This is a genomic window from Ruegeria sp. ABV3_008 (assembly GCF_056161185.1).
This window is the reverse complement of sequence record NZ_JBSWYP010000004.1, coordinates 230506-254373: the sequence shown is the minus strand read 5'-3', so window position 1 is coordinate 254373 and position 23868 is coordinate 230506. Positions and strand designations below refer to the sequence as shown.

Genomic DNA, 23868 nt, shown 5'->3' with positions numbered 1-23868 from the left:
CGGATCAGCTTACCTCGGCCCTGATAGTCTGAGACAGGGTAGAACGCGAGGGTTGACGGAATGTTTACAGGGATCGTGACCGATATTGGAACAGTGACCGAGCTGGACCAGCAAGGCGACCTGCGTGCGCGCATCCAGACGAGCTATGACACGGCCTCAATTGACATTGGCGCATCGATTGCAAGCGATGGCGTTTGTCTGACCGTGATTGCGCTGGGCGATTATTGGTATGACGTTCAGATCAGCGCCGAGACCGTCTCGAAAACCAACCTGAACAGCTGGGCGTTGGGCAAGCGTGTCAACCTTGAGCGGGCGTTGAAAGTTGGCGACGAACTGGGCGGTCACATCGTATCGGGACATGTGGATGGCGTCGCCGAAGTTGTCGATCTGCGCGACGAAGGCGACAGCACCCGCGTTACCTTGCGTGCGCCCAAGGACTTGGCGCGTTTTATTGCTCCCAAAGGATCGGTTGCGTTGAATGGGACGTCTCTGACCGTGAATGATGTAAAGGGCTGCGATTTCGGCATCAACTTCATCCCTCACACCAAAGAGGTTACCACTTGGGGTGATGTCGCCGTTGGGGATCGGGTGAATCTGGAAATCGACACTCTTGCCCGCTACGTCGCCCGTCTGGCCGAGACCGTCTGAGCGTTAGAATACGTCGCGTCTGAGCCCGCTCAGGCCGTTTGTGCTCTGGCTTTTGGATGCGGGGTGGTCTATCCCGCCTTGCAGAAATGCTCTTGTGAAAGGCTGCCCCATGAGCTTTGAAACCCCCGGCCCGGTCGAGGCCCAGCTGCGCGATGCGATCAGCCCGATCGAGGACATCATCGAAGAGGCCCGCGCAGGCCGGATGTATATCCTCGTTGATCACGAGGATCGCGAAAACGAAGGCGATCTGGTCATTGCCGCAGAATTTGCCGATGCCGAGGCGATCAATTTCATGGCTACCCATGGGCGCGGCTTGATCTGCCTGCCGATGACGGCTGAAAGGGTCGAAGCACTGGCCCTGCCGATGATGGCGGTGAACAACTCTTCCCGCCATGAGACGGCGTTCACGGTTTCGATCGAAGCGCGTGAGGGCGTGTCGACCGGTATTTCCGCCGCAGATCGCGCGCTGACTGTTGCGACGGCGATCAATGAACAAAACACCATGGCCCATATCGCAACACCAGGTCACATCTTCCCCTTGCGCGCCAAGCGGGGTGGGGTGCTGGTTCGCGCAGGCCACACCGAGGCTGCCGTGGATATCTCACGCCTGGCCGGGCTGAACCCCTCGGGCGTGATCTGTGAGATCATGAAGCCCGACGGCACCATGGCGCGTCTGCCCGATCTCGTCGAGTTCGCCAAAGCCCATGACATGAGGATCGGTACGATCAGCGACCTGATCACCTACCGCTCGCGCAATGATAACCTCGTGGTCGAAACCTCGCGCGAGATGGTCTCGTCGGAATATGGCGGCGAATGGGAAATGCGTCTGTTCACCGATCAGCTTCACGGCATCGAACATGTCGTCATGATCAAAGGCGATATCACGACGCCCGAGCCTGTCCTGACCCGTACCCACGCGCTGCACGAAGCGCCGGATATCTTGGGCCTCGGTCCAAAGTCCTCTCGCGAATTGCCGCGCGCGATGGAAAAGATCGCGGAAGAGGGCCGGGGGGTCGTCTGTCTGTTCCGCCAGCCGCGCAACTCTCTCTATGCGGCTGAAGATGAAGGCCCGCGGACCATCAAGCAAACCGGTCTGGGATCTCAGATCCTGTCCAAACTGGGCATTCAAGAGCTGGTCCTGCTGACCGACTCGCCCGAAACCGTATATCTGGGGCTGGACGCGTTTGGGCTGTCCATCGTTGGCACCCGCCCGATCCTGAAGGAAGACTGATCATGGCTGAACAAGACAAACATGGCATTCTGCCGACACCCAGCTTCGACAAACCGGTAAAGCTGCTGATCGTCGCGGCGCCGTTCTACCGCGCGATTGCCGACAACCTGATCGCAGGTGCGAAGGCCGAGATCGAAGCGGTGGGCGGGACCTGCGAAGTCGTCGAAGTTCCCGGCGCGCTTGAGATCCCAACCGCTATCGCTATGGCCGACCGTCAGTGCGACTTCGACGGCTATGTTGCGCTGGGCTGTGTCATTCGCGGCGAGACCACACACTATGAGACCGTCTGCAACGACTCCAGCCGTGCGATCCAATTGATGGGCCTGCAGGGGCTTTGCATTGGCAACGGCATCCTGACCGTTGAGAATGACGATCAGGCCGAAGTCCGCGCAAATCCCGAAAAGATGAATAAAGGTGGCGGAGCAGCCGCTGCGGCCTTGCATCTGATCGCACTCAGCCGTAAGTGGGGCTCTTCCAAAAAGGGCGTGGGTTTCAAGCCGCCGTCCGAGTCCATCCTTGTGGCGGGCGACAGCAACGGATCCACGACAGCATGACCCAGACAGACGCGCCGAAACCGGCCAACCAGAAACGCCTGATGAAATCCGCCGCTCGGCTTTATGCCGTGCAGGCACTGTTCCAGATGGAGCAATCGGGGCAGACGACCGAAGCGGTCGTGAATGAGTTTCTGGATCACCGGTTCGGTGCCGTCTATGAGGGCGAAGAAATGCTGGACGGCGACATCAGCGTCTTCCGGTCGCTGGTCGACAATGCAGTGAACTATCAGGCGCCGATCGACCAGATGACAGACCGCGCTCTGGTCGCCAAATGGCCAATCTCACGCATCGACCCAACCCTGCGGGCGCTGTTCCGTGCCGCCGGGGCTGAGCTGACGCAAAGCGACACGCCGCCCAAAGTGGTCATAACCGAGTTCGTTGACGTTGCACGCGCCTTCTTCCCTGAAGGCAAAGAGCCGAAATTTGTCAACGCCGTTCTGGATCACATGGCCCGTGAGGCACAGCCCGAGGCATTCTGACGCCTTTACTCGAACCAAACATGCGCTAACCTGAATGTCATAGCGCAATGAGGTTCGCCATGCCCAAACTGATCCGCCTGTATATCACGCAAGTCGCCTGGGGTTTCGTTATCTCGGCCGTGTTTGTCGGGGTGCTTCTGGCATTTAACGTGGCAAACCTCCGTCATTTGATCACCAGTTCTGAAATCGGTCTGGTCGCCCTTGTGATGATCTGGTTCATGAACGGGATCGTGTTTGCAGGCGTCCAGTTCGGCTACAAGATCATGAGCATGGCAGAAAAACCCGGAGGACCCCGTCGCGGCTCGCCTGTGGTCGATAGCTTCAAGCCTGCATTGGCCAAGCAGGAAGCCCGCGCAGAGCGCTGAATTTAATGGAAAATGTGGCGGGACCACCAGTCAACCGTGCGGTGTGATTCCCGAGGACCTGTATGTACAGGTGGGCGCCAGGTAATCAGGCCAGGACCTGAACAGAGCCAGCCCCCTCGGAATTGCTTAAGGCCACCAGAATGCTACCAGTCACAAGAAGGGCAGAACCCGCCAAGCGCCTACGTAGGGCGTCCGGCGGGTTTACACAAGGGGTCAAGCATCAACAGTTTCGTGCAGCGCCGTGCGCATCTTGCCGAAATGCTCATCCCAGCCATTGTCGAGCGCAAGGATCAGGCCGAACGCATCTGCACCCTGGGGCAAACCTTCATGTTGAAGGCTAAGCTTTGTACCGCCTGCGACGGGGGTCAACGTCCATTTGACTAGACTGACCGCATCTCCCATTGGTTTCACAGTGAACGTGTATTCAAGATATTCAGGGGCACGTGCTTCCCGTACCTCGCCCCAGATCAGCAGGTCGCCGCTGGTGGTCCCGAACATTTGCAGTTTGCTTCCCTTGGTCAACGTGCGTTCCGGCTTGTGAAACCACTCTGCCAGCCGTTCGGGTTCAGTCAGATAAGCCCAGACGGTATCTGGATCGGCCCGTAGAAAGATCGTCTTTTGCAATACGGCATTCGTCATTCTTTTTTCCTTTCAATAGCTTCCTTAAGAGAGTTGAGGCGTTCATCCCAGAACTGGTCAAAGTAGCTGAGCCAATCCAAGATCGGGGCCATGCCCTGTGGTTCAATGCGGTTGATGCGTTCTCTGCCGCGTGCTTCCACCGTAATAAGCCCGCCATCAGACAAGACCGTCAGGTGCTTTTTGACGGCAGCCCTCGTCATGTCGAACCGGTTCGTCAGCTGCCCGATCGTCATGTCCTGAGAGGCAAGCAGTTTGATGATGTCCCGACGGGTTGGGTCTGCAAGCGCACGGAACGCGTTTTGGGTAAGGGTTTGCATTTGTCGCCTCGGTAAAGATACCATTTGGTATCATATTAATGAGATACCATTTGGTATCATGTCAAGTGTCGAGTGAAGGCTTTACATTTGTTCGCTAATTGTTCACATTTTCAGCATGACACTGGATTTACAGCCCGGACAGAAACTTGCGCGCGGCGTCGCTCGCCATCTAACCGCCCACGGTTTTGTTTCCGTTGAAGAATTTGTGCCGGCGCGCGGGCTGCGCGTTGATGTGATGGGGCTAGGTCCAAAGGGCGAGCTTTGGGTGATCGAATGCAAATCCAGCCGTGCCGACTATCAGTCAGATTCGAAGTGGCAAGGCTATCTGGAGTGGTGTGACCGATTCTTTTGGGCTGTCGATACCGAGTTCCCAACGGACCTTTTGCCTCAGGAAACCGGTCTGATCATCGCGGATGCTTATGATGCCGAGATCATTCGCATGGCACCCGAGGACAAGCTGGCTCCGGCCCGGCGTAAAAAGATGATCCAGAAATTCGCCACAGATGCTGCACGTCGATTGCAGGCGTTGCGCGACCCGCGGCTGTGACGCAGATCAGCCTTTGACGGCCAGGGCAGCTTGTGCGGCGGCACGCAGCTCGTCTGCGATCTCTTCGGCTTCCTCGGGATCGAAATCCATCGGAATCTCAAGGCCATCGGCCTCGATAAACAGACGTACCATACCCTGATCGGTAGGGCCGATCTGAAGGTTGGCCTGAATGTCGCGTTCGGTGTTGATACCCATACTCGCCTCCGGGGACTGAGCGTTCCTGCTAGCGCGCACGGGGTTGAGAATCAAGCCGCCTTTGCGCTCTGATACGGTATGGAGAATGTAAGGATCAGACCCTTTCAGCCCCAGGATGCGCCTTGGTTGGTCGAGCGCCATGGAGCCCTCTATGCTCGCGATGAGGGGTTTGATGACAGCTTCGCCCCGCTGGTCGCGCGCATTCTGGATGGTTTTATTGCCGATCATAACCCAGCGTGTGAGAACGGCTGGATCGCCGAGGCAGAAGGCCAAAGACTGGGGAGTATCTTTTGCGTCAAACTGGACACGCAGACCGCAAAACTGCGCCTTTTTCTTCTTGTGCCCGAGGCGCGCGGTCTGGGGCTGGGAAAGCGGCTTCTGAGTACCTGTATGGGCTTTGCCAAGGCGGCTGGGTACCATCAAATGCAGCTATGGACGCATGAAAGCCACAAGGCCGCCTGCGCCTTGTACCAGTCCACCGGATGGCAGCTGGTGGACAGCAAGCCGGTGCATTCTTTCGGCGTCGACCTTGTCGAACAAAGCTGGAAAATTAGGCTTTAATCCTCTTGCATTCCCGTGGCGTGTTCGGTAAATCGCCCCTCACAAGTGCCGCCTTAGCTCAGTTGGTTAGAGCGCTGGATTGTGGATCCAGAGGTCCCCTGTTCAAGCCAGGGAGGCGGTACCATTTCCCAAGTTTTCGAACAAAAAACCGCGCTGGAAGCGCGGCGTAGAGTGTTCAATTTCGATGCTGTAGCGCGCTGTAGGTCAGCGCGCCAGGTTCAGCCGCAACTTCATCTTGCTTTTCCGAGCCGCGGGTAGGTGCCTGTTCAGTCGCTTGTTGACCAGTCCAAAGCCCCAGATGATGACCAGTGTCAGCAGGATGAAATAGAAGGCCAGAATCGGATAGGGGATGAACGGGTTGAAGGTCTTGTCCGCGAAATAACTGGCGTAATACAATGCGTCTCCGCGCTGCTGCCATGCCGGGAAGGCTGAGAAAAAGACCAGCGTTGTCGCGTGGAACAGAAAGATTGCCTCGTTAGTGTAGGCGGGCCAAGCCAGTCGCAGCATGGTCGGCCAGACAATCCGGCGGAAGCGGGCCCAGCCGGTCATGCCATAGGCATCTGCGGCCTCGATATCGCCCTTGGGGATTGAGCGAAGGGCGCCATAGAAGATCTCACCCGTATACGCGGCTGTGTTGAGGAACAACACGATCAGCGCCCCCAACCAGGCCGACGTCAGGGCGTCGAACATCGGATAGGGCTTCTTCAGCGACAGGAAGAAGAAATAGGCAAAGAAGAACTGGATGAACAGCGGAGAACCTCTGAACAGAAAGATGAACCATTCCGAAGGTTTGCGCACCCATTTGTTCGGAGATGCCTTGCCGACGGCCAGCGCGGTGGCCAGGAAGAAGCCAGTCGCGAGGGCCATGATGCCGAAGTAGACATTCCAGATCATACCCGAGCCGATCAGGGTGAACTGTTCGCACAGGGTAAAGTCAGACTTGGGTAGCAGGCGTTCACCAAGGCCGACAGAGCGCAGGGCGTAGTCCTGGATCGTCTGGATGCAGCTCATGCCGTCGTCTCCTTGCGTAGCAACTCTCCGCCGGATGTGGCCTGACCGTGTGACAAGCGGCGCATCAGCTTTTCAAGCACGATTTCCGAGACGCGGGTCATGCCGAGATAGAAGATCAGCAGGAACAGGAAATACCACATGCGCCAATCGCCATGGGGGTAATCGGTGAAGCGTGACGTCTTGGTGCCACCCAACTCACGCGCCCAATAGACGATATCTTCGATGCCCAGCAGGAACAGAAGCGGGGTGGCTTTGATCAACACCATCCACAGGTTGGACAGGCCGGGCAGGGCATAGACCCACATCTGCGGTACCAGAATGCGCCAGAATGTCTGGCGGCGGGTCATGCCATAGGCCTCGGCCGTTTCAAGCTGAGCATGCGGCACGGCTCGCATACCGCCGAAAAGAACGTTGGCCGCGAACGCGCCAAAGACGATGGAAAAGGTGACAACGGCCAAGAAGAACCCATAGGTCTCGTGAACCCATTCCGGGGCGCTGCCCAAGGGCAGTTTGGCAGCCTGACAGACGATGAAATCATTGCCTTGACGGACCGGATCTGTCCATTCGGGACACATGACCTGGTGGCGTGTCCACTCAAAGGCCTGGTCCAGGGCGATGACGAAAAACAGGAAAAATGCGATGTCCGGGACGCCGCGCACGATGGCGATGTACCCTTTGCCCAGCCAGCTGAGCGGCGCGACATGTGACCTGGCAGCCATCGCGCCCGCAAAGCCAAAGCTCAGCGCGACCGGAGCGGTCACGGCAAGTAAGCCAAGCACCTTGAGGAAGGACAGGTAGAACGACCAATGCACGCCGTTGGTTAAATAGCACGAGAACCAGCGGAACGTGCCCAGCGTGTCGGGATCAGCGCAATAGGAAAACATGTGGCGTCTTTCGAACGTCAATTCCGGCGCAAGGCCGGGGCAGGTTCGGCGCATTCAAGACGCCGAACCTTTTAGTGCAGATCAGTTGGAAACGACAGAGCCGTCGGCGTTGTAGGTCGGAACGCCTTCGCCGAACCATTTAACGATCAGTTCGTTCAGCGAACCATCTGCTTTCATTGAAGTGATCGCTTCGTCGAACTTGCCGCGCAGTTCGCCGTCGGATTCACGGATACCAAGGCCGATACCGCCGCCCAACGGAACGTCATCGCCTACGAAGACCAGCTCACCAGCCGATTCTTCGACGATCGGCACAAGGAAGTCCTTGTCGGCAAACACGGCGTCTGCTTCACCGTTGCGCACGGCTGCGATGGTTTCTTCGGGGGTCGCGAACTCGACCAGAGTCGCGCCGGATTCAGCTACGTGACCAGCTTGAATGGTTGCAGTCTGAGCCGCAACGATGCCGCCGCCTACGTCAACTCCGTCCGATGCGCCAACATAGGCCGACGCCGCAGGAGGGAAGTAGTTTTGAGTGAAATCAATAACTTCATCACGCTCGTCGGTGATCGACATGCCTGCGATGATGGTATCGTAGTTACCCGAGACCAGGTTCGGAATGATCGAGTCCCAGTCGTTCTTGACCCACTCGCATTCCAGGTTTGCGCGCTTACACAGCTCGTCGCCCACTTCACGCTCGAACCCGTCGATTTCGCCGGCGTCATTGATGAAGTTGTACGGAGGGTAGGCGCCCTCGGTGCCCATGCGGACGGTGTCGGCCATGGCGATACCGGCGGTCAGCGCCAGTGCTGCGGTGGATAGAATCAGGTTTTTCATTGGTTACTCCCCAGTTTGGTTCTGTTTCTGAAACTTATGCCGCCTGAGTGGCGGAAAGAAAGCCCCGAAGCCGTTCGGATTCAGGCGCGGTAAAGATATCCTCGGCGCTGCCTTCCTCTTCGATCCGGCCCTGATGCAGGAACACCACGTGGCTTGAGATATCGGCGGCCATCTTCATGTCATGGGTCACGATGATCATCGTCCTGCCCTCGGCGGCGAGATCCTTGATCACCTTGATCACTTCCTGCTCCAGCTCGGGGTCGAGCGCCGAGGTGGGTTCGTCGAAGAGCAGAGCTTCGGGCTCCATGCACAGGCCGCGCGCGATGGCGGCGCGTTGTTGCTGACCACCGGACAGCTGCGCTGGGTAGACATCGCATTTGTCGCCGATGCCGACCTTTTCCAGGTATTTGCGCGCGCTGTCTTCCACTTCGGCCTTGTCACGGCCCAAAACGGTTACCGGGGCCTCCATGACATTTTGCAAAATGGTCATATGTGCCCACAAATTGAATTGCTGGAACACCATGGACAGATTGGTGCGAATGCGTAGGACCTGTTTGGGATCAGCAGGTCGGCGAGCGCTGCCCGAACCGTTCCATTTCACAGGTTCACCCTTGAACGTGATTTCCCCCTGCTGGCTGTCTTCCAGAAGGTTGCAGCACCGCAGTAAAGTGGATTTTCCCGAGCCAGAAGACCCGATAAGCGAGACCACATCGCCACGTCTCGCAGTGATATCCACGCCCTTGAGCACCTCGAGATTACCGAAGCTTTTGTGAAGGTCCTTGATCTCGATTACGGCAGAGGCGTCTGTCACGGAAGCTCCAGTCATGAGTGGTGTTGGTGCGGTAATAGGGCGGAAAATCCGGCGCAATGCAATGCGCAAAACACAGATTCGAGCGGGGAATCAATCAAAATGACCAAAGGTCGTGATCAAATTGGTTAGCTGCTGCGCAACTGTGCTTCGGGCGAAGGCGCAGTTGGAATAGCGAGGTACGCGCTTGCGGGAAGTTTGATCAACCCACGGATGCGCAGGTTGCCTCTATCTTCATCCGCCAGATCATCAATGGCGGCCTGAACCGCGCGTGCGATCCGAGGCGCATCCTGCGATTTCGAAGTGATGTAGGGCAGCCCGGGGGTCGGTTCCGTTTCGGCAACGTCGCGCAATGCGTCTCCCAGATCGGTATGCTCCTTAAGAAGCTCCCAGGTCAGCGCGTCGAGCGCGGCGAAATCGCTAATGCCCTCGGCCACGGATTGGGCCGAATTGGCATGCGCTCCGGTCTGCTGCAGGTGCTTCGGTGCAAGCCCCATCCGGGACAAATGCGTGATCGGAGCGGACCAGCCGGATTGAGACAGCGCTTCGTTATAGGCAAAGACCCCGTCCGTCAGCTCCGCCAGACTGCGCGGATCATCGGCGCGGGCGACAAAGACAGATCTGTAGTAACCCTCTGGACAGCCGGGCAGACCATAGTCCGGCGTGCCGATCAGTTGCACAACTTCATGAAGCTGCGTTCGGTAGGGCATGCCGCAGGTTTGGGCAAAGATCAGATCGGGATCGTGCCAAATTGCCCAGAAATCGCGCGACCGCTCCAGACTTGCGGGACCGAACCCCAAATGCGTCCTGATCAAATCCCAGAAGCGATCGTTGGAGCCGTACAGGGCGGGCATGTCATACATGCCCAGCATCGCTGTCACGCTTTGGCTGCCTTCTGACGGGCAAGGGCCGAATCCACATCGCTGACACCCAGCAGGCTGACCACAAGGCGTAGCAGCGAATCCTCCTCGCCGGTTCTTTGCCCATCTGCGAGGGCGACCGACCACATGGCCTGCACAACGGCCAGGCGATCATCGTACGCGACGGCTTCTTTGATGGCGCGGGTGAAGCGGACGGTATCGGGCGCTTCGGCCTCAAGGTCTTCAGCGCGGGCGCGCAGGCCTGCGGCCTCAAAAGGCGAAAGGCCATAGCGTTCGACCGAGACCTTGTCGATTCGGGCCATTTCCGAGTCGGCGTAGTCATTGTCGGACCGGGCGATGCGCACCAAAAGCGCCGTCAGCGCAAGACGGGCATCGTCTTCGGCCAGAGGGTCGGGGTCAGGCTGTGTCAGCCGGGACAGAAAATCACGAAACATGAGACAGATATAGAGGCAGGTTAGTGAGCTTCCAAGCGGCTTTGCACGCGTTCACGGGCGGATTTGCTGTCGTTGAAGCTGAGCCCCATCGCCATGCGGGCCTCTTCAACGATCTTGATCTCACCCTCATCCGTGTCACCATCGGCCAACACAACTTCCCACAGCGCGTCCAGCGCGGCGAGGCGTTCGTTCAGGTCGGTGGTTTCGCGGATCAGTTTGCCAAACGTATCGGTCTCCGGTGCTGCTGCATGCAGTTTCTCGCAGGTGGCGCGGACTTTGGCGGCCTCGATCGCGTTGTGCTGATAGAGGCGGGCCAGAATGCGATCAATCAGGCTGATCTCTTCCAGTTTGTAGTCCCGGTCCGCTTGCGCAACACGCACCATCAATGCACCCAGCGCCAGTTCGGCGTCGGGGTCGGGCAGGTGTTCTGTCTGTGGCGGTCGAAACGCTTGGAAGAATTTTTTCAACATGAGGCCAATCTAATCCATATTTTGTGGCGCGCCAAGTTGAGACTACCCGTCATAGCCCTCAATGATCACAAGATCGCCGAGCGCGACAGGATCGCGCAGCGCTTTGGCCTTTTGGTAGCCTTCGCTTTCGTAACAGGCGAGGGCTTGTTCGTAGCTGGGAAACTCGATCACAACCGTTCTTGCTCGCGCTGCGCCCTCTCTGACCTCTCGCGAGCCACCGCGCACCAGAAAGCGGGCGCCATAGGCGGAGAAAGGTTCAGCATTCGCTGTGATGTAGTTCTTGTATGTTTCCATATCGTCGACATCGACATGGGCCACCCAGTAGCCTTTGCTCATGGAACTCTCTCGTTTTGGTTTAGGGCAAGGTGCGAAGTTTGCTTCTAAATTGCAAGCTGCGCTTATTCGGCGTAGCCGATGGCCTTTCGCGCCTGTTCGGTTAGCCATGCGATCATCTGGCGATAGGGCACCGGGCCGTAGCTGATACGCGCCACGCCGAGCTTGGCGAGAGTCGCTGAATCAGGCGTGCCTGGCAGAGCGATGATGTTGACCGGTAACTCGGTGGCCTCACAGAGCCGTCGGATCATGGCCTCATCTTTCAGGCCCGGGGCAAAGAACCCGCTGGCTCCTGCGGATTGGAAGGCCGAAGCGCGGGCTATGGCATCTTCAAGCATCGTAGAATCATGCGTGTCGGCCGGTGCTTTCAGGAAGATGTCCGTGCGGGCGTTGATATAGGCGGGAATACCGGCCGCGTCGCAGGCCTTGCGCATCGCCTCGATTCGCGCGGCTTGATCGGGAATGGTGTGAAGGCCGTCTCCGCCGACGATCTGATCTTCGAAGTTGAAGCCAACAACACCGCAATCCAACGCCCGTGCCGTATTGTCGGTGATGCCAGTAGGATCGACGGCATAGGCGCCTTCAAAGTCCAGGGTGACGGGCAGATCAACAGCGCTGACGATGCGCTTTGCGTTGTCCAGCGCGGCTTCCAGCGGGATGTGCTGCCCGTCCGCATAGCCTTGCGCCATCGCGACCGGAGCGCTGCCCGTTGCGATCGCCTGCGCGCCTGCATCGCGCACCGCGGCGGCGCTGCCCGCGTCCCAGATGTTGAACAGGATGACCGGGTCGCCTTTGACATGCAGGCGCGTGAAGGTTTCAGCACGTTGGGCTTGGGTCGTCATGGGGTATCTCCTGTCGAAACTCGTTCAACAGTTAATCCCATGACGCCAGAATCCTAAGCGCTTAATTGTGTCGGTACATCACGTTGCAGCGACCGGATCAGACCAGTCGAGAGCTGTCCTTGGCCGCGCGTACGAAGTCGCGGAACAGGGGATGCGGGTCGAACGGCTTGGATTTTAGCTCGGGGTGATACTGAACGCCGATGAACCACGGGTGATCCGACCATTCGACAATCTCGGGCAGGCGGCCATCGGGGGACATGCCCGAGAAGTTTAGACCCGCTTTTTCAAGCTGCTCGCGATATTTGATGTCGACCTCATAGCGATGGCGGTGGCGTTCCTCGATCTGGGTGCCGCCATAGACATTCGCAACTTTCGACCCTTCGGCGAGAACCGCGTTGTAGGCGCCAAGGCGCATGGTGCCGCCCTTGTCGTCGCCCACTTTGCGTTCGACCTTGTGGTTGCCCTGCACCCATTCCTTGAGATGATAGACCACCGGTTCAAACCGTTTCTTACCTGCCTCGTGGTCGAACTCTTCCGAGCCCGCCTCGGTGATACCAGCCGCATTGCGCGCGGCTTCGATCACAGCCATCTGCATTCCAAGACAGATGCCCAGATAGGGCACCTTGTGCTCGCGCGCGTATTGCGCGGCCTTGATCTTGCCTTCGGTGCCACGTTCGCCGAAACCGCCGGGAACGAGGATTGCGTGGTAGCCCTCCAGATAGGGGGCGGCATCTTCGTGGTCGAACACCTCAGCATCGACCCATTCGATCTTGACTCTGACGCGGTTCGCCATGCCGCCATGGGTCAGCGCCTCGGCAATCGACTTATAGGCGTCTTCAAGCTGGGTGTATTTACCTACAATCGCAACCTTCACCTCGCCTTCGGCGTTGTGGATACGGTCGCTGACGTCCTCCCATTTGGCCAGATCGGGCTTGGGGGCAGGGCTGATCTGGAACGCGTCTAGAACCGCCTGATCCAAACCTTCCTTATGATAGGCCAGAGGCGCGTCGTAGATGGTGGACAGGTCCTGCGCCGCGATCACGCTATCAGGGCGCACATTGCAGAACAGGGCCAGCTTTTCACGTTCTTTCGTGGGGATCGGCCCTTCGGACCGGCAAACCAGAATATCGGGGGCCAGGCCGATCGAGCGCAGCTCTTTCACCGAGTGCTGGGTCGGCTTGGTTTTCAGCTCACCCGAGGCCTTGATGTAGGGCAGGAGCGTCAGGTGCATAAAGATACACTGACCGCGGGGCTTGTCCTGGCTGAACTGACGGATGGCTTCAAAGAAGGGCAAGCCTTCGATATCGCCCACGGTGCCGCCGATCTCACACAGCATGAAATCGACCTCATCCTCACCGATCGCGATGAAATCTTTGATCTCATTGGTGACGTGTGGGATCACCTGAATGGTCTTGCCGAGGTAGTCTCCGCGGCGTTCTTTCTCCAACACGTTGGAATAGATCCGCCCCGAGCTGACCGAGTCGGTCTTGCGTGCGGCCACACCGGTGAAGCGTTCATAGTGACCAAGGTCCAGATCGGTTTCGGCGCCATCATCAGTGACGAAAACTTCGCCATGCTCGAAAGGCGACATTGTGCCAGGATCGACGTTCAGATAGGGGTCCAGCTTGCGCAGACGCACCGAGTATCCCCGGGCCTGCAAAAGCGATCCCAGAGCCGCCGAGGCCAGCCCTTTACCCAAGGACGAAACCACACCACCAGTGATGAAAATAAAACGCGCCATGTTTTTTCGGCTGCTCCCGTGAGACGTCAAAATCAGCTGCCCGACGGTTCCGAAAAACCGCTGCATCACGGGACTTTACATATAAAGGATTCGCGCCAATAGCGCAAGAGAACCGCAAGATGCTGTTGCAGTTCTCTTTCAGGTTTCTAGGTTTTGTGGCTTAGTCGGCCTGCGGGATCAGCGGAGCGTTGTCGCCCTGCGCCGGAGGCAGCAGGTCATCTGCAGACGGAACCGCAGGTGCGCTTTCTTCAGTCGCGGCCGGGGCCGGAACGCCCAAACGGTCGATGACCGAGCTGCCCGAGGACTTCTGCGCTGCCAGAATCGTCAAGGTGATCGAGGTGACGATAAAGCAGGCGGCCAGGATCCAGGTCACTTTGCCCAGGGCCGTCGCAGCCGCGCGGCCTGTCATGGCGCCGCCGCCACCGCCACCCATGCCAAGACCGCCACCCTCGGACCGCTGCATCAGAACGACGGCGATCAGGCCCAGAGCCAGAAGAAGATGGATGATGAGAACGACGTTTTCCATGGTGGTCCTGTACAGCGTGGCGTGTATCGCGTGGTACTTATGCAAGTTTGGTTCTGGGGGCAAGTCACGAGTTGGCATCACAGTTGATGATGTTGCACATCACGCCAAAGGGACTGGACAGATCGGTCAAGCTTGGCGCACCCTGCGGCCATGCCTCATGACCATTCTGACCACCCGCACGCCTTGTTGCCCCCCGAACCCGCGCTGCGCGTCAAAGCTCTCGAAACGATTCTGACTCGGAAAGGTTTGATTGACCCGGCGGCGCTGGATGAAATCATCGACACCTACCAGAACAAGATCGGCCCGCAGAACGGCGCGCACGTTGTCGCCAAGGCTTGGAGCGATCCTGCGTTTAAGGCTGCATTGCTAGAAGATGCGACACCAGTCGTGGCTGAGCTTGGCTACTATGGTCGTCAGGGCGAACATATGGTGGTGGTCGAAAATACGCCGGAGCAACACAACATGGTCGTTTGTACGCTGTGCAGTTGCTACCCGTGGCCGCTGCTGGGCATTCCGCCGGGCTGGTATAAATCTGACGCCTACCGCGCACGCGCCGTGCGCGAGCCGCGCAAGGTTCTGGCCGAGTTTGGTGTGACGCTAACCGAAGGTACAGCGGTACGCGTCTGGGACTCTACGGCCGAGATTCGCTACCTTGTGCTGCCCATGCGCCCCGAGGGGACAGAAGGGTTGGGCGAAGAGGAACTCGCGGCTTTAGTCACGCGCGATAGCATGATCGGTACTGGCCTGCCCAAGGAGGCGTCATGACGCGCGTTCACGATATGGGAGGGCGGTTCGGCGACGGCCCGATCAACCCGGAAGCTGAAGACGCACCCATCTTTGCCGAGGACTGGCACGCGCGGGCCTTGGCCGTAACGCTGGCCTCGGGCTTTTTGGGGCAATGGAACATTGATACATCGCGCCATGCGCGTGAGCAGCTGTCGCCGAAGGACTACACCCGGTTTTCCTACTATGAGAAATGGATCTCTGGGCTGGCCGATCTGTTGGTCGCCAAAGGGGTGCTGACCTTCGAAGACCTGCGCGGGGGAACCTCGGTCGGGGATCATTCACTGGCGGACCGCATGTTGAAAGCGCAAGCCGTCGCAGCTGCGTTGTCCAAAGGCGGACCTGCGGACCGCAACTCGAACATCGCGGCGCAGTTCGAGGTCGGGCAGATGGTGAAAACAGTGCGACCCTCCGCGAACCGTTTGGTGGATGGTGGGCACACACGTTTGCCGAACTATGCCGCTGGGGCCCGAGGGCGGATCGTACGCCTGCACGGAACGCATGTTCTACCCGATTCCAATGCCCACGGGCTGGGAGAGGCCCCAGAACCTCTCTATGCCGTATCTTTCCTGGCGTCCGAGCTATGGGTCAATCCGGAACACCCCAAGGACGAAGTGGTACTGGACCTGTGGCAATCCTATCTGGAGCCTGCATGAGCAACTGCATCACAGTCACCGCGCCAGAGCCTGTGTTCTCGGAACCCTGGCATGCGCAGGTCTTTGCGGTAACTGTCGCCTTGAACGAGGCTGGGCGTTTTGACTGGCCCGACTGGGCCGCCCGGTTTTCGAACACGTTGAAACGGAACGGTCTGAACAAAGAACTGGATGGCGGGGATGACTACTTCCACGCATGGCTTGAAACCCTTGAAGCCCTGTTGGCTGAACAAGGAGATGCACGCTCGGATGAGGTCACCTTGCTGCAGGGAGCTTGGGAAGAGGCTTATCTGACCACGCCTCATGGTAATCCGGTCCGTTTGCCGTAAAGCGAGTTGGGGGCGCTGCCCCCGTCGCCTGTGGCGACTCCCCCGGGATATTTTCGGCCAGATGAAGCAGGGGATCCGTACTTCATCTGGCTAAAAATATCCCCGCCGGAGGCATCGCGCACAGCGCGATTTGCAGATGCGGCGAAATATCGGTTTCCCTACCGTCTGAGCCTCGTTATATCAGCCGAGTTTGATATCTTTTCGCGAAAAGGACCGGATATGGCCAACGTGGTTGTTGTCGGCGCCCAATGGGGTGACGAAGGAAAAGGCAAGATCGTCGACTGGCTCAGCGAGCGGGCAGACGTGATCGCGCGTTTTCAGGGCGGGCACAATGCCGGCCACACTCTGGTTGTTGATGGCGAGGTTTACAAACTGCATGCGTTGCCCTCGGGCGTAGTACGCGGCGGTAAGCTCAGCGTGATCGGCAATGGCGTGGTGCTGGACCCGTGGCATCTGGTCAAAGAAATCGCGACTGTCCGCGCTCAGGGCGTTGAGATCACGCCCGAGACGCTGATGATTGCCGAGAACACCCCTCTGATTCTGCCGATCCATGGTGAGCTGGACCGCGCGCGCGAGGAAGCAGCGAGCAAAGGGACAAAGATTGGTACCACGGGGCGCGGGATTGGCCCCGCATACGAAGACAAGGTCGGACGACGTTCGGTGCGTGTTGCCGATCTTGCCGACGAGGCGACGCTGGAAGCCCGTGTTGATCGCGCGTTGCAGCATCACGATCCTTTGCGCAAAGGTCTGGGGATTGAACCTGTTGACCGCGATGCTCTCTTGGCGCAACTGAAAGAAATTGCGTCAGAAATTTTGCCTTTTGCGGCTCCGGTTTGGAAGGTTCTCAACGAAAAGCGCAAGGCGGGCAAACGTATCCTGTTCGAAGGCGCGCAAGGTGCGCTGCTGGATATTGACTTTGGTACCTATCCTTTCGTGACGTCCTCGAACGTGATTGCCGGTCAAGCGGCGACAGGCGTGGGGATCGGGCCGGGCTCGATCGACTTCGTGCTGGGGATCGTCAAAGCCTACACCACCCGTGTAGGAGAGGGGCCGTTCCCGACCGAGCTTGAGGACGCTGATGGTCAGCGACTGGGCGAGCGTGGCCACGAATTCGGAACGACCACGGGTCGTCAGCGTCGCTGCGGCTGGTTTGATGCCTGTCTGGTGCGCCAGACCTGCGCGACGAGCGGAGTGAATGGGATCTCTCTGACCAAGCTGGATGTGTTGGACGGGTTCGAAACGCTGAAGATCTGCACCGGCTACGAGTTGGATGGCGAGCGTCTGGACTATCTGCCGACCGCAGCCGATCAGCAGGCGCGCTGCACGCCCATCTACGAAGAGATGCCCGGTTGGAGCGAATCCACCGAAGGCGCGCGTAGCTGGGCGGATCTGCCCGCAAACGCGATCAAATACGTGCGCCGGGTCGAAGAGCTGATCGAATGCCCAGTGGCGCTGCTGTCCACCAGCCCGGAGCGGGACGACACCATCCTGGTGACCGACCCGTTTGAAGACTGATGTCGGACGGTAAGACACCCGGCCTCAGCTACAAGGCGCGCAGGCGTTGGTCTCTGTTCATTCTTGTGATCGGCCTGCCTGTCTATATTGTCGCCGTGGTCACGGTAGTGAACTGGCTGGACCGTCCTCCGATCTGGCTTGAGCTGTTGGTTTACGTGGCGCTGGGCATTCTGTGGGCTTTGCCCTTCAAGTTCGTGTTCAAGGGCGTCGGGAAAGAAGATCCTGACCAGAAGCCCGACTGATCAGTATCTCTGCTTGGGTCACAGGCTTGCTTCATTTCCCTGCGCAACACCGAGACAGTGAGATGAGGGCAAGTCCGAAGTTTCAGCTTCGGGCTGTCCGGTTCTACGAGTGCAGTTGGCCGTCATAGGCGCTGCGCGTCTAGGTCTGTTCTTAGCCGGTTCGTCGATCGTTTCCCGACCAACTTAGTATCGCTCGGGCCATGGCATGATACTCGCCCGAGATTTCTTCGGCGACACTGAAGGGGGTGGGCCAGGGCGCCGTCAGGGTCGCCTCGATCTGTCCTGTCGTCAGTTTCAGCTCGGCCTCATGTTTTGCAGCCAGCCGACGCATTTTTTGATTGGTGGCAAGGCACAACATATGTATTTCGCGAAATCCACGATTGCGGGCTGCAGTGACTATCCGCGACAGCAGTGCATCGCCGATCCCCAAGTCCTGCCAGACTGTTTCAACGGTAAAGGCCAGTTCAGCCACATGGCTAGGGCTGTCCGGAACGGCGCGTAATTCACCGACACCGCGCAGGCAGGAATCGGGGAACGCGCCAAATACCAGCGCAGAATTTTTGAATATGCCTGAGAGGTACTTCTCAACAAAGGCCGGGCTGACCGGTACGCCAAATCGAGATGTCAGTGCTTCTGCATCGAGGCTCTTGAAATGGCTTTCTATTTTGGGCTTGTCGAATGCTCTGAGGCGTCGAATAGGTAGTTCATACATGGCGGAGCCTTGATTTGAACACGAACTGAAAGATTTGTTACCTTTACTCAGATAATATCATTTTTCTGCAATGCAGCATAGCGACATCATGTCCGCATCGAGATTCCATAGCGTTAGTGCAAGAAAAATGGGTCGAAGAAATCTCCGACCCACTCTCGGTAGCGAAATAGAGGATATCAGCCTACGGCGCGTTCACCTTCCGGGCGAAAACCGATGTCACTTGAGGCCGCAAAGCGCCCTCCGCCAGCTTTTTCGATTTTGCCGTCGCGTAGAAGCTGCCCGAAGGACTTCAGGCTTTCTTCGCGATTGAACTCATCCTGTTTCAGCGAGCGGACCTTGTTCATCAATTGCGGGCGCGAGAACTGTTCCTGCCCTTCGATGAAGGACAAGTACGCCGCAGCCGCTTCGAGAAGGTCGGACAGAGACTGCGCGCCCTGATCCTGTGCGAATTGTGCAAAGCCGCTTTCTTCTGACGCGTCCTCGGACTGATCCGAGGTGACACGGCGGGGGGTCACCGGGCCTGTATCTGCGTTGGGGGTGTCAATACGCTGCTCGGCGACCAGTTTCAGAGGGGCCGCCATGTCTGTATCAGGGCGTTTGCTGGTAACGTGAACATCATCCGGACGGCGGGGGCTGACGACCGAGGCCAAATCGCCACGATACTCTTCATCAGTCGCAGCCTGATTGGCCACGTCTTCCGCCGAGGTTGCAGCAACGGCCGTACGCAGATGGGAATAGGCCTCACGCGTGCCGCTAGCGGCCGGGTCGTCCATCTGCTCATCTGCTTTTGCCATCAGGCGCGAGACATCCTGATCCAGATCCGAGGACGCCATGGTCTCTTGCGCATCCATTTCCTTTTCGATCTCGTCAATCTCGAGGAGCAGGCTTTCTTCATCCTCAGCGGTCAGAACACCTTGCTGGTCGTCTTCTGCTTCGTCTGCAGGGCTGAGGATATTCTCAACCTCATCGCTGTCATTGGTCGCCATCTCGGCATCTTCGTCAAAGATCACCTCGGGGGTCTCTTCTTCCTCTGCGTCTTTAAACTCGATTTGCATTGGGGTCTCATCTAGCAAATCGAGCGGCGCCGATTCCATGGCTGGCGCATCCCGCAGTTCCGGCGCGTGTGCCTCTTCAATAGCTTCTACTGCAGGTGCCTCGGTAGGGGCCGGGGCCTGAGGGGCCAGATCTTCGGGGCTCAGCGAACCTGCTGCAAAGGCGGCTGAGACAGCGTCCATCGGCGCGGGGGCGTCGGCCGTTAGGGGGGCGACCTCTTCCTCGGCATAGTTGTCCGTATCCACGTCCGAATGGGAAACAACCGCGCGGATGCGTTGCAGCTTGGCGGCCAGGCTATCGGGCGCCGGGTCCGCGTCGGCATCGACCGGCGCAGCCTTGGAAAAGAACGACGCGGCAGTGTCTGTTTCAGGTGTCGCAGAGGGGGTCGGCTGGACAACATTCAGATCGGGCGATTGGGGCATGGCGTTATCCTGTGGCGGGGTCGCTTCAGGGGAGGGGGGCGTTTCAGTACGGGGGGGTGTTTCCGTGGCGCGCAGGAGCAGGCCGGTATCGCTTGGGCGCGCTTCTACCTGTTGCGCGTTGTCGCGCTGTGCAATTCGCGTCAGCATTTCGGCGTCAGGTTGCGGGGGTTCAGACCCAAAGTATCTGTCTTCCGCCGCAAGATCGCGGAAGTATTCTGCTATGGCTTTCATAGTCTCGAAAGAGTCATCGAACCCTTCCAAAGTGCACGAGAAAGTCCCATAGGAAACGGTCAATACCTTGTTGTTCTGTACCATCAGACATGCGTCCTTTACAAACTAACTGAGCCGATCCGCCCGGACAGGGGCAACCCGATCGACTCGGAACTAACTGCATGAACCTATCATTTTGTGGTCTCAATGTGTCCAAATCCGGGAAAAATGATCAATCTTAGAAAAAATGGGGCTATTGTACGTTCAGATGGCCCAATCGGGCTGTTTGGAGGGGGGCAGATTGGTCCTGAAGACCTGAATTTGGTGCTGAATAGCGTCACAATTGCAGTCGCAGCAGACGGCGGAGCCTCGGTGCTGGTCGATTCGGGGCGGATTCCGGATGCCGTGATTGGTGACTTCGATTCGTTGTCCCCTGAAATCAGAGCTCGTATTCCCCGGGATCGCCTTTTTCCGATTGCGGAACAGGACAGCACGGATTTCGACAAGGCGCTGCGGAACGTGCAGTCTCCTTTCGTGTTGGGGGCTGGATTTCTGGGAGGGCGGCTAGACCATCAATTGGCGGTCTTGAACACTCTGGTCCGGTATCCGGACAAGGCCTGCGTTCTGATCGGCGCGCATGAGGTCGTGTTCCACGTACCGCCCCGCATCGTGTTGGATCTGACGCCGGGCGCGGTTGTTTCTCTCTTTCCTCTGAAACAAGTCACCGGGCGCAGCCGCGGGTTGGAGTGGCCGATCGAGGGACTTCAATTTGATCCGAGCGGGCAGGTGGGCACCTCGAACCGTGTCATTTCAAGGCTTGAGCTTCAGATGGACGGCCCGGGCATGTTGGTGATGGTGCCTCGTAGCGCTCTGGATCAGGTCATGCAGGCGTTTCTGTCGGGGCAGAGCGCGCCGTGGCCCTCTCACGCAGAATAACATAGAGCCCTGCGGCGATCGTGATCAGGATGCCAAACGCAGCCAGACCGTTCGGCAGGTCGTGAAAGATCAGCCAGCCGATCAGGGTGGCGACGGGGATCTCAAGATACTGCATCGGTGCCAGCGTGGCCGAGGGCGCATAGCGCAGCGACCATGTCATCAGCAGATGGGCGACAGTACCCAATATCCCGATCGACAGAAGCAGCCAGTGTTCGCTACCCGAGGGGAGGGTGAACGACAACTCCCAGATATCAGACTGCATTCCCCAGATCAGAAGCGGCAGAAGCATGATCGTGGCAAACACGCCCGAGACGGCCTGTAGCGACATCGGGTCGGTCTCTTTGGCGATCTGGCGCGTGACCAGCATGAATAAGGCAAAGACAACTGCGACGATCAGGGGCAAAAGCGCGGGGAGCCCGACTTCGGCAAAGCTGGGCTGAATGACCAGAAGGGTTCCGGCGAACCCGACGATACAGGCCGCAATGCGGCGGTGCCCGACCTCTTCGTTCAGTATGTATTTCCCGAGCAGCAGCATGATGAAGGGCATCACGAAGGCGATGGCGACCGCGTCCGCTAAGGGCAGGAACTGCAATGCCGAGAACATCGCGGTGATGCCTGCGATGTGCAAAAGCGTGCGGATCACGGTCAGTCGCAGAATACGACCCCGCATGCGCCATGGCCTGCCGGTCATCGCGACCAAGGGCACAAGGATCGCCGCCTGAATGGCAAAACGCACGAAGACCAACAGCGCCAGTGGGGTTGTTTCCCCCAACAGCTTTGCCAGCGCATCCCCCATCGGGGCGAGCACACAGAAACCAAGCATCAACACGATGCCGAATACGGGACGATCCTGAGTCATGGCCGCGACGCTAGCGGTTTCCCGGGGCCGAGAAAAGCTCTGTTCTCAAGCCTCCGGAAGGGGTTGAACCTTGGTGTAGTCCGGGCCGATGCAGGTGGGCAAATCATCGCCCAGTTTCAGCCAGGTCAGCTTTTCTTCGTGTGACACATGAAGAGTTGGCTCCAAGGCTTCAGGGTTCTCTAGAGTCGCGACATAGAGGTGAAGAACGTCCGACATCTTGGTTGACCGAAATGAGATCGGTGTTCCGCAATGTGGGCAGAAGCTCCGCTCAACTCCTGGCGAAGAGTTGAAGCGCTTCGGTTCTTCTCCGGTCCAGCGCCATTGGCCGTCGCGCACCCCGAAATAGGTCGTCATCGGAGCGGCACACTGGCGGCGGCAACTGTCGCAATGACAGGAGACACAGGACAAGACCGGAGGATTAACTTCATACGCAACCTTGCCACACAAACAATGTCCTCGCATTTCGCTACCTCCTGTCTGACTTCAGCAGTTCGGGACGTTTACGGCCAAACCACCTAATGAGGTTTCTTTGTACTTTTCATGCATATCATGCCCGGTCTGACGCATGGTTTCGATCACTGCGTCCAGAGGTACAAAATGCTGCCCATCCCCGCGCAATGCAAGAGACGCGGCCGAAACCGCCTTGATCGCGCCAAGACCATTGCGCTCGATGCACGGCACCTGAACCAGCCCTGCAACCGGATCGCAGGTCATGCCCAGATGATGCTCCAGCGCGATTTCTGCGGCGTTCTCGACCTGCTCGGGCGTGCCACCCATCACGGCGCAAAGTCCAGCCGCAGCCATCGCCGAGGCACTGCCAACTTCGGCCTGACATCCAGCCTCAGCCCCTGAGATCGAGGCGTTGAATTTCACCAACCCCCCAATGGCAGCTGCGGTCAGAAGGAAATCCTCAATATGGCTTTCGGATGCGCCGGGCACGTGATCGAGGTAATAGCGCAGCACTGCAGGCAGAACACCTGCCGCGCCGTTGGTTGGCGCGGTGACCACCTGGCCTCCGGCCGCATTTTCCTCGTTCACGGCCATGGCATAGACGCTCATCCAATCGTTGATGGTGTGCGGCGCGGTCAAGTTCATACCGCGCTCGGCCATCAGCGCATCATAGATACCCTTTGCGCGGCGACGCACGCTGAGGCCGCCGGGCAGGATGCCGTCGGTGGTCAGACCACGCTCGATACAGTCGTTCATCACCTGCCACAGCCGGGCAGAGCCTTTGGCAAAGCTATCCGCGCAGCCACGTGCGATTTCGTTGGCACGTTTCATTTCGGCAATGGACTTGCCGCTGGACTTGGCCATCTCCAACATCTCGACAGCCGATTTGAAGGGGAAGGGCACTGGAGCGCCTTCGTCTGTGGCCTTGCCAGCGGCCAGTTCCTCTTCGGTCAGAACAAAGCCGCCGCCGATCGAGTAGAAGACCTGCCGCAGTATCACATCGCCCTGCGCGTCGGTTGCCATCAGGATCATACCGTTGGCATGGCCGGGCAGATTGTGGTCGTAGTCAAAGACCAGATCGGTCTTGGGGTTGAAGGCCAGAGTCGGCAGCCCCTCGGGCGTTACGGTGTGCGTCTCAGCAATCGCTGCCAGCGCGGCCTCGGCCTTGTCGTTGTCATATGTGTCCGGCACGAACCCAGCGAGGCCAAGAATGGTGGCGCGGTCGGTGGCGTGACCGACCCCAGTAAAGGCCAGTGAGCCGTGTAGTGAGCCGCGCAGCCCGGCAAATTCAAATGGCGACGCGCGCATCATGTCCAGAAAACGCGCGGCGGCCACCATGGGGCCCATGGTGTGGGAGGAGGACGGGCCGATGCCCACTTTGAACATATCGAAGACAGAGAGGAACAT

Annotated in this window: 32 protein-coding genes and 1 tRNA gene; 14 read left to right on the top strand and 19 right to left on the bottom strand. The window is 58.5% G+C overall.

Annotation, left to right across the window (positions count from 1 at the left end; genetic code table 11):
* The first annotated feature begins 60 nt into the window (after positions 1 to 60).
* From ACXAH8_RS09725 to ACXAH8_RS09705, 5 genes are all read left to right on the top strand, one after another.
* The gene (locus tag ACXAH8_RS09725) at positions 61 to 648 is read left to right on the top strand and encodes a riboflavin synthase (protein WP_475217898.1); all 588 of its coding nucleotides are present in this window, start codon (positions 61 to 63) and stop codon (positions 646 to 648) included.
* 109 nt (positions 649 to 757) lie between these two features.
* Positions 758 to 1879, top strand: a complete 1122-nt coding sequence (ribB, locus tag ACXAH8_RS09720; protein WP_475217896.1) for a 3,4-dihydroxy-2-butanone-4-phosphate synthase — start codon at positions 758 to 760, stop codon at positions 1877 to 1879.
* A 2-nt stretch (positions 1880 to 1881) separates the two neighbouring features.
* On the top strand, positions 1882 to 2433 hold the full coding sequence (locus ACXAH8_RS09715; protein WP_170551662.1) for a 6,7-dimethyl-8-ribityllumazine synthase: 552 nt from the start codon (positions 1882 to 1884) through the stop codon (positions 2431 to 2433).
* Entirely contained in the window at positions 2430 to 2912 is a 483-nt protein-coding gene (nusB, locus tag ACXAH8_RS09710; RefSeq protein ID WP_170478264.1) for a transcription antitermination factor NusB, read from the top strand. The genes ACXAH8_RS09715 and nusB overlap by 4 nt, the downstream gene beginning before the upstream one ends.
* Positions 2913 to 2971: 59 nt before the next feature.
* On the top strand, positions 2972 to 3277 hold the full coding sequence (locus ACXAH8_RS09705; RefSeq protein ID WP_170470220.1) for a hypothetical protein: 306 nt from the start codon (positions 2972 to 2974) through the stop codon (positions 3275 to 3277).
* Positions 3278 to 3490: 213 nt separating this feature from the next.
* Here the strand turns inward: ACXAH8_RS09705 and ACXAH8_RS09700 are convergent, their stop codons facing one another.
* Both ACXAH8_RS09700 and ACXAH8_RS09695 read right to left on the bottom strand, forming a co-directional pair.
* Positions 3491 to 3916 carry an SRPBCC family protein gene (locus ACXAH8_RS09700; RefSeq protein ID WP_170639002.1) on the bottom strand — a complete coding sequence of 142 codons (426 nt, stop codon included), beginning with the start codon at positions 3914 to 3916 and terminating at the stop codon, positions 3491 to 3493.
* A complete protein-coding gene (locus ACXAH8_RS09695; protein ID WP_170376274.1) occupies positions 3913 to 4233 on the bottom strand; it encodes an ArsR/SmtB family transcription factor in 321 nt (106 codons plus the stop codon). The genes ACXAH8_RS09700 and ACXAH8_RS09695 overlap by 4 nt, the downstream gene beginning before the upstream one ends.
* A 115-nt stretch (positions 4234 to 4348) precedes the next feature.
* Here ACXAH8_RS09695 and ACXAH8_RS09690 point away from each other — a divergent pair, with 115 nt between their 5' ends.
* Positions 4349 to 4780, top strand: coding sequence for an MmcB family DNA repair protein (locus ACXAH8_RS09690; RefSeq protein WP_475217892.1), 432 nt, complete (start codon positions 4349 to 4351; stop codon positions 4778 to 4780).
* 6 nt (positions 4781 to 4786) lie between these two features.
* Here the strand turns inward: ACXAH8_RS09690 and ACXAH8_RS09685 are convergent, their stop codons facing one another.
* The gene (locus tag ACXAH8_RS09685) at positions 4787 to 4975 is read right to left on the bottom strand and encodes a DUF6324 family protein (RefSeq protein ID WP_170376278.1); all 189 of its coding nucleotides are present in this window, start codon (positions 4973 to 4975) and stop codon (positions 4787 to 4789) included.
* A gap of 78 nt (positions 4976 to 5053) precedes the next feature.
* On the opposite strand from ACXAH8_RS09685, the gene ACXAH8_RS09680 reads away from it, so the two are divergent.
* Positions 5054 to 5536: an N-acetyltransferase family protein gene (locus ACXAH8_RS09680; RefSeq protein WP_475217890.1), complete on the top strand. Its 483-nt coding sequence runs from the start codon at positions 5054 to 5056 to the stop codon at positions 5534 to 5536.
* 47 nt (positions 5537 to 5583) lie between these two features.
* A tRNA-His gene (locus tag ACXAH8_RS09675) sits at positions 5584 to 5660 on the top strand.
* An 80-nt stretch (positions 5661 to 5740) separates the two neighbouring features.
* On the opposite strand, the gene ACXAH8_RS09670 is transcribed toward ACXAH8_RS09675, so the two are convergent.
* The 11 genes from ACXAH8_RS09670 to secG form a co-directional block, all read right to left on the bottom strand.
* Positions 5741 to 6547, bottom strand: coding sequence for an ABC transporter permease (locus tag ACXAH8_RS09670; protein ID WP_475217886.1), 807 nt, complete (start codon positions 6545 to 6547; stop codon positions 5741 to 5743).
* Positions 6544 to 7431 (bottom strand): ABC transporter permease, encoded by an 888-nt coding sequence (locus ACXAH8_RS09665; RefSeq protein ID WP_170376284.1) that lies wholly within the window; start codon positions 7429 to 7431, stop codon positions 6544 to 6546. Before ACXAH8_RS09665 ends, ACXAH8_RS09670 begins: the two co-directional genes overlap by 4 nt.
* Before the next feature lie 81 nt (positions 7432 to 7512).
* On the bottom strand, positions 7513 to 8262 hold the full coding sequence (locus ACXAH8_RS09660; protein WP_170551634.1) for a transporter substrate-binding domain-containing protein: 750 nt from the start codon (positions 8260 to 8262) through the stop codon (positions 7513 to 7515).
* A gap of 34 nt (positions 8263 to 8296) precedes the next feature.
* Entirely contained in the window at positions 8297 to 9073 is a 777-nt protein-coding gene (locus ACXAH8_RS09655) for an ABC transporter ATP-binding protein (protein ID WP_475217879.1), read from the bottom strand.
* A gap of 125 nt (positions 9074 to 9198) precedes the next feature.
* Complete coding sequence (locus ACXAH8_RS09650; protein ID WP_475218095.1) at positions 9199 to 9942, bottom strand: phosphate/phosphite/phosphonate ABC transporter substrate-binding protein; 744 nt, start codon at positions 9940 to 9942, stop codon at positions 9199 to 9201.
* Positions 9943 to 9947: 5 nt separating this feature from the next.
* On the bottom strand, positions 9948 to 10385 hold the full coding sequence (locus tag ACXAH8_RS09645) for a tellurite resistance TerB family protein (RefSeq protein WP_170487737.1): 438 nt from the start codon (positions 10383 to 10385) through the stop codon (positions 9948 to 9950).
* 20 nt (positions 10386 to 10405) lie between these two features.
* Positions 10406 to 10855 (bottom strand): tellurite resistance TerB family protein, encoded by a 450-nt coding sequence (locus tag ACXAH8_RS09640; protein ID WP_170470193.1) that lies wholly within the window; start codon positions 10853 to 10855, stop codon positions 10406 to 10408.
* Between the two features lie 42 nt (positions 10856 to 10897).
* Positions 10898 to 11191: a DUF1330 domain-containing protein gene (locus ACXAH8_RS09635; protein ID WP_475217876.1), complete on the bottom strand. Its 294-nt coding sequence runs from the start codon at positions 11189 to 11191 to the stop codon at positions 10898 to 10900.
* Between the two features lie 62 nt (positions 11192 to 11253).
* Positions 11254 to 12030, bottom strand: a complete 777-nt coding sequence (locus tag ACXAH8_RS09630; RefSeq protein ID WP_475217874.1) for an isocitrate lyase/PEP mutase family protein — start codon at positions 12028 to 12030, stop codon at positions 11254 to 11256.
* A 97-nt stretch (positions 12031 to 12127) separates the two neighbouring features.
* Entirely contained in the window at positions 12128 to 13771 is a 1644-nt protein-coding gene (locus tag ACXAH8_RS09625) for a CTP synthase (RefSeq protein WP_170487733.1), read from the bottom strand.
* A 160-nt stretch (positions 13772 to 13931) separates the two neighbouring features.
* On the bottom strand, positions 13932 to 14297 hold the full coding sequence (secG, locus tag ACXAH8_RS09620; protein ID WP_170376300.1) for a preprotein translocase subunit SecG: 366 nt from the start codon (positions 14295 to 14297) through the stop codon (positions 13932 to 13934).
* Positions 14298 to 14447: 150 nt separating this feature from the next.
* On the opposite strand from secG, the gene nthA reads away from it, so the two are divergent.
* The 5 genes from nthA to ACXAH8_RS09595 all read left to right on the top strand — a co-directional run bounded on the left by nthA (position 14448) and on the right by ACXAH8_RS09595 (position 17819).
* Entirely contained in the window at positions 14448 to 15062 is a 615-nt protein-coding gene (gene nthA / locus ACXAH8_RS09615) for a nitrile hydratase subunit alpha (protein ID WP_475217870.1), read from the top strand.
* Complete coding sequence (gene nthB / locus ACXAH8_RS09610) at positions 15059 to 15736, top strand: nitrile hydratase subunit beta (protein ID WP_475217868.1); 678 nt, start codon at positions 15059 to 15061, stop codon at positions 15734 to 15736. The genes nthA and nthB overlap by 4 nt, the downstream gene beginning before the upstream one ends.
* On the top strand, positions 15733 to 16062 hold the full coding sequence (locus ACXAH8_RS09605) for a nitrile hydratase accessory protein (RefSeq protein ID WP_475217867.1): 330 nt from the start codon (positions 15733 to 15735) through the stop codon (positions 16060 to 16062). The genes nthB and ACXAH8_RS09605 overlap by 4 nt, the downstream gene beginning before the upstream one ends.
* 219 nt (positions 16063 to 16281) lie before the next feature.
* Positions 16282 to 17577 carry an adenylosuccinate synthase gene (locus tag ACXAH8_RS09600; protein ID WP_475217865.1) on the top strand — a complete coding sequence of 432 codons (1296 nt, stop codon included), beginning with the start codon at positions 16282 to 16284 and terminating at the stop codon, positions 17575 to 17577.
* A complete protein-coding gene (locus ACXAH8_RS09595) occupies positions 17577 to 17819 on the top strand; it encodes a DUF2842 domain-containing protein (RefSeq protein WP_170718223.1) in 243 nt (80 codons plus the stop codon). Before ACXAH8_RS09600 ends, ACXAH8_RS09595 begins: the two co-directional genes overlap by 1 nt.
* Positions 17820 to 17970: 151 nt before the next feature.
* On the opposite strand, the gene ACXAH8_RS09590 is transcribed toward ACXAH8_RS09595, so the two are convergent.
* Both ACXAH8_RS09590 and ACXAH8_RS09585 read right to left on the bottom strand, forming a co-directional pair.
* Entirely contained in the window at positions 17971 to 18531 is a 561-nt protein-coding gene (locus ACXAH8_RS09590; protein WP_475217863.1) for an N-acetyltransferase family protein, read from the bottom strand.
* Between the two features lie 176 nt (positions 18532 to 18707).
* Positions 18708 to 20321, bottom strand: a complete 1614-nt coding sequence (locus ACXAH8_RS09585) for a hypothetical protein (protein WP_475217861.1) — start codon at positions 20319 to 20321, stop codon at positions 18708 to 18710.
* Positions 20322 to 20444: 123 nt separating this feature from the next.
* Here ACXAH8_RS09585 and ACXAH8_RS09580 point away from each other — a divergent pair, with 123 nt between their 5' ends.
* Positions 20445 to 21152 (top strand): thiamine diphosphokinase, encoded by a 708-nt coding sequence (locus ACXAH8_RS09580; RefSeq protein ID WP_475217859.1) that lies wholly within the window; start codon positions 20445 to 20447, stop codon positions 21150 to 21152.
* Here ACXAH8_RS09580 and ACXAH8_RS09575 read toward each other — a convergent pair.
* Genes ACXAH8_RS09575 through ACXAH8_RS09565 form a run of 3 tightly spaced genes read right to left on the bottom strand, consistent with a single transcriptional unit; the run spans position 21097 to position 23868 of the window.
* Complete coding sequence (locus ACXAH8_RS09575) at positions 21097 to 22011, bottom strand: DMT family transporter (protein ID WP_475217857.1); 915 nt, start codon at positions 22009 to 22011, stop codon at positions 21097 to 21099. The two genes, ACXAH8_RS09580 and ACXAH8_RS09575, sit on opposite strands and share 56 nt — an antisense overlap.
* A gap of 45 nt (positions 22012 to 22056) precedes the next feature.
* A complete protein-coding gene (locus ACXAH8_RS09570) occupies positions 22057 to 22473 on the bottom strand; it encodes a GFA family protein (RefSeq protein ID WP_475217855.1) in 417 nt (138 codons plus the stop codon).
* A gap of 21 nt (positions 22474 to 22494) precedes the next feature.
* Positions 22495 to 23868, bottom strand: a complete 1374-nt coding sequence (locus ACXAH8_RS09565; protein WP_170665369.1) for an L-serine ammonia-lyase — start codon at positions 23866 to 23868, stop codon at positions 22495 to 22497.

Bases quoted from the DNA above. Each gene is read 5' to 3' on its own strand.
- ACXAH8_RS09660 (WP_170551634.1), bottom strand. From the start codon at position 8,262: ATGAAAAACCTGATTCTATCCACCGCAGCACTGGCGCTGACCGCCGGT.
- ACXAH8_RS09590 (WP_475217863.1), bottom strand. From the start codon at position 18,531: ATGTATGAACTACCTATTCGACGCCTCAGAGCATTCGACAAGCCCAAA.
- ACXAH8_RS09685 (WP_170376278.1), bottom strand. From the start codon at position 4,975: ATGGGTATCAACACCGAACGCGACATTCAGGCCAACCTTCAGATCGGC.
- ACXAH8_RS09575 (WP_475217857.1), bottom strand. From the start codon at position 22,011: ATGACTCAGGATCGTCCCGTATTCGGCATCGTGTTGATGCTTGGTTTC.
- ACXAH8_RS09640 (WP_170470193.1), bottom strand. From the start codon at position 10,855: ATGTTGAAAAAATTCTTCCAAGCGTTTCGACCGCCACAGACAGAACAC.
- ACXAH8_RS09585 (WP_475217861.1), bottom strand. From the start codon at position 20,321: ATGGTACAGAACAACAAGGTATTGACCGTTTCCTATGGGACTTTCTCG.
- ACXAH8_RS09600 (WP_475217865.1), top strand. From the start codon at position 16,282: ATGGCCAACGTGGTTGTTGTCGGCGCCCAATGGGGTGACGAAGGAAAA.
- ACXAH8_RS09565 (WP_170665369.1), bottom strand. From the start codon at position 23,868: ATGTTCCTCTCTGTCTTCGATATGTTCAAAGTGGGCATCGGCCCGTCC.
- ACXAH8_RS09670 (WP_475217886.1), bottom strand. From the start codon at position 6,547: ATGAGCTGCATCCAGACGATCCAGGACTACGCCCTGCGCTCTGTCGGC.
- ACXAH8_RS09605 (WP_475217867.1), top strand. From the start codon at position 15,733: ATGAGCAACTGCATCACAGTCACCGCGCCAGAGCCTGTGTTCTCGGAA.
- nthA (WP_475217870.1), top strand. From the start codon at position 14,448: ATGCCTCATGACCATTCTGACCACCCGCACGCCTTGTTGCCCCCCGAA.
- nusB (WP_170478264.1), top strand. From the start codon at position 2,430: ATGACCCAGACAGACGCGCCGAAACCGGCCAACCAGAAACGCCTGATG.
- ACXAH8_RS09580 (WP_475217859.1), top strand. From the start codon at position 20,445: ATGATCAATCTTAGAAAAAATGGGGCTATTGTACGTTCAGATGGCCCA.
- ACXAH8_RS09595 (WP_170718223.1), top strand. From the start codon at position 17,577: ATGTCGGACGGTAAGACACCCGGCCTCAGCTACAAGGCGCGCAGGCGT.
- ACXAH8_RS09705 (WP_170470220.1), top strand. From the start codon at position 2,972: ATGCCCAAACTGATCCGCCTGTATATCACGCAAGTCGCCTGGGGTTTC.
- ACXAH8_RS09715 (WP_170551662.1), top strand. From the start codon at position 1,882: ATGGCTGAACAAGACAAACATGGCATTCTGCCGACACCCAGCTTCGAC.
- ACXAH8_RS09625 (WP_170487733.1), bottom strand. From the start codon at position 13,771: ATGGCGCGTTTTATTTTCATCACTGGTGGTGTGGTTTCGTCCTTGGGT.
- ACXAH8_RS09635 (WP_475217876.1), bottom strand. From the start codon at position 11,191: ATGAGCAAAGGCTACTGGGTGGCCCATGTCGATGTCGACGATATGGAA.
- ACXAH8_RS09630 (WP_475217874.1), bottom strand. From the start codon at position 12,030: ATGACGACCCAAGCCCAACGTGCTGAAACCTTCACGCGCCTGCATGTC.
- ACXAH8_RS09690 (WP_475217892.1), top strand. From the start codon at position 4,349: ATGACACTGGATTTACAGCCCGGACAGAAACTTGCGCGCGGCGTCGCT.
- ACXAH8_RS09650 (WP_475218095.1), bottom strand. From the start codon at position 9,942: ATGCTGGGCATGTATGACATGCCCGCCCTGTACGGCTCCAACGATCGC.
- ACXAH8_RS09645 (WP_170487737.1), bottom strand. From the start codon at position 10,385: ATGTTTCGTGATTTTCTGTCCCGGCTGACACAGCCTGACCCCGACCCT.
- secG (WP_170376300.1), bottom strand. From the start codon at position 14,297: ATGGAAAACGTCGTTCTCATCATCCATCTTCTTCTGGCTCTGGGCCTG.
- nthB (WP_475217868.1), top strand. From the start codon at position 15,059: ATGACGCGCGTTCACGATATGGGAGGGCGGTTCGGCGACGGCCCGATC.
- ACXAH8_RS09700 (WP_170639002.1), bottom strand. From the start codon at position 3,916: ATGACGAATGCCGTATTGCAAAAGACGATCTTTCTACGGGCCGATCCA.
- ACXAH8_RS09695 (WP_170376274.1), bottom strand. From the start codon at position 4,233: ATGCAAACCCTTACCCAAAACGCGTTCCGTGCGCTTGCAGACCCAACC.
- ACXAH8_RS09725 (WP_475217898.1), top strand. From the start codon at position 61: ATGTTTACAGGGATCGTGACCGATATTGGAACAGTGACCGAGCTGGAC.
- ribB (WP_475217896.1), top strand. From the start codon at position 758: ATGAGCTTTGAAACCCCCGGCCCGGTCGAGGCCCAGCTGCGCGATGCG.
- ACXAH8_RS09570 (WP_475217855.1), bottom strand. From the start codon at position 22,473: ATGCGAGGACATTGTTTGTGTGGCAAGGTTGCGTATGAAGTTAATCCT.
- ACXAH8_RS09665 (WP_170376284.1), bottom strand. From the start codon at position 7,431: ATGTTTTCCTATTGCGCTGATCCCGACACGCTGGGCACGTTCCGCTGG.
- ACXAH8_RS09680 (WP_475217890.1), top strand. From the start codon at position 5,054: ATGGAGAATGTAAGGATCAGACCCTTTCAGCCCCAGGATGCGCCTTGG.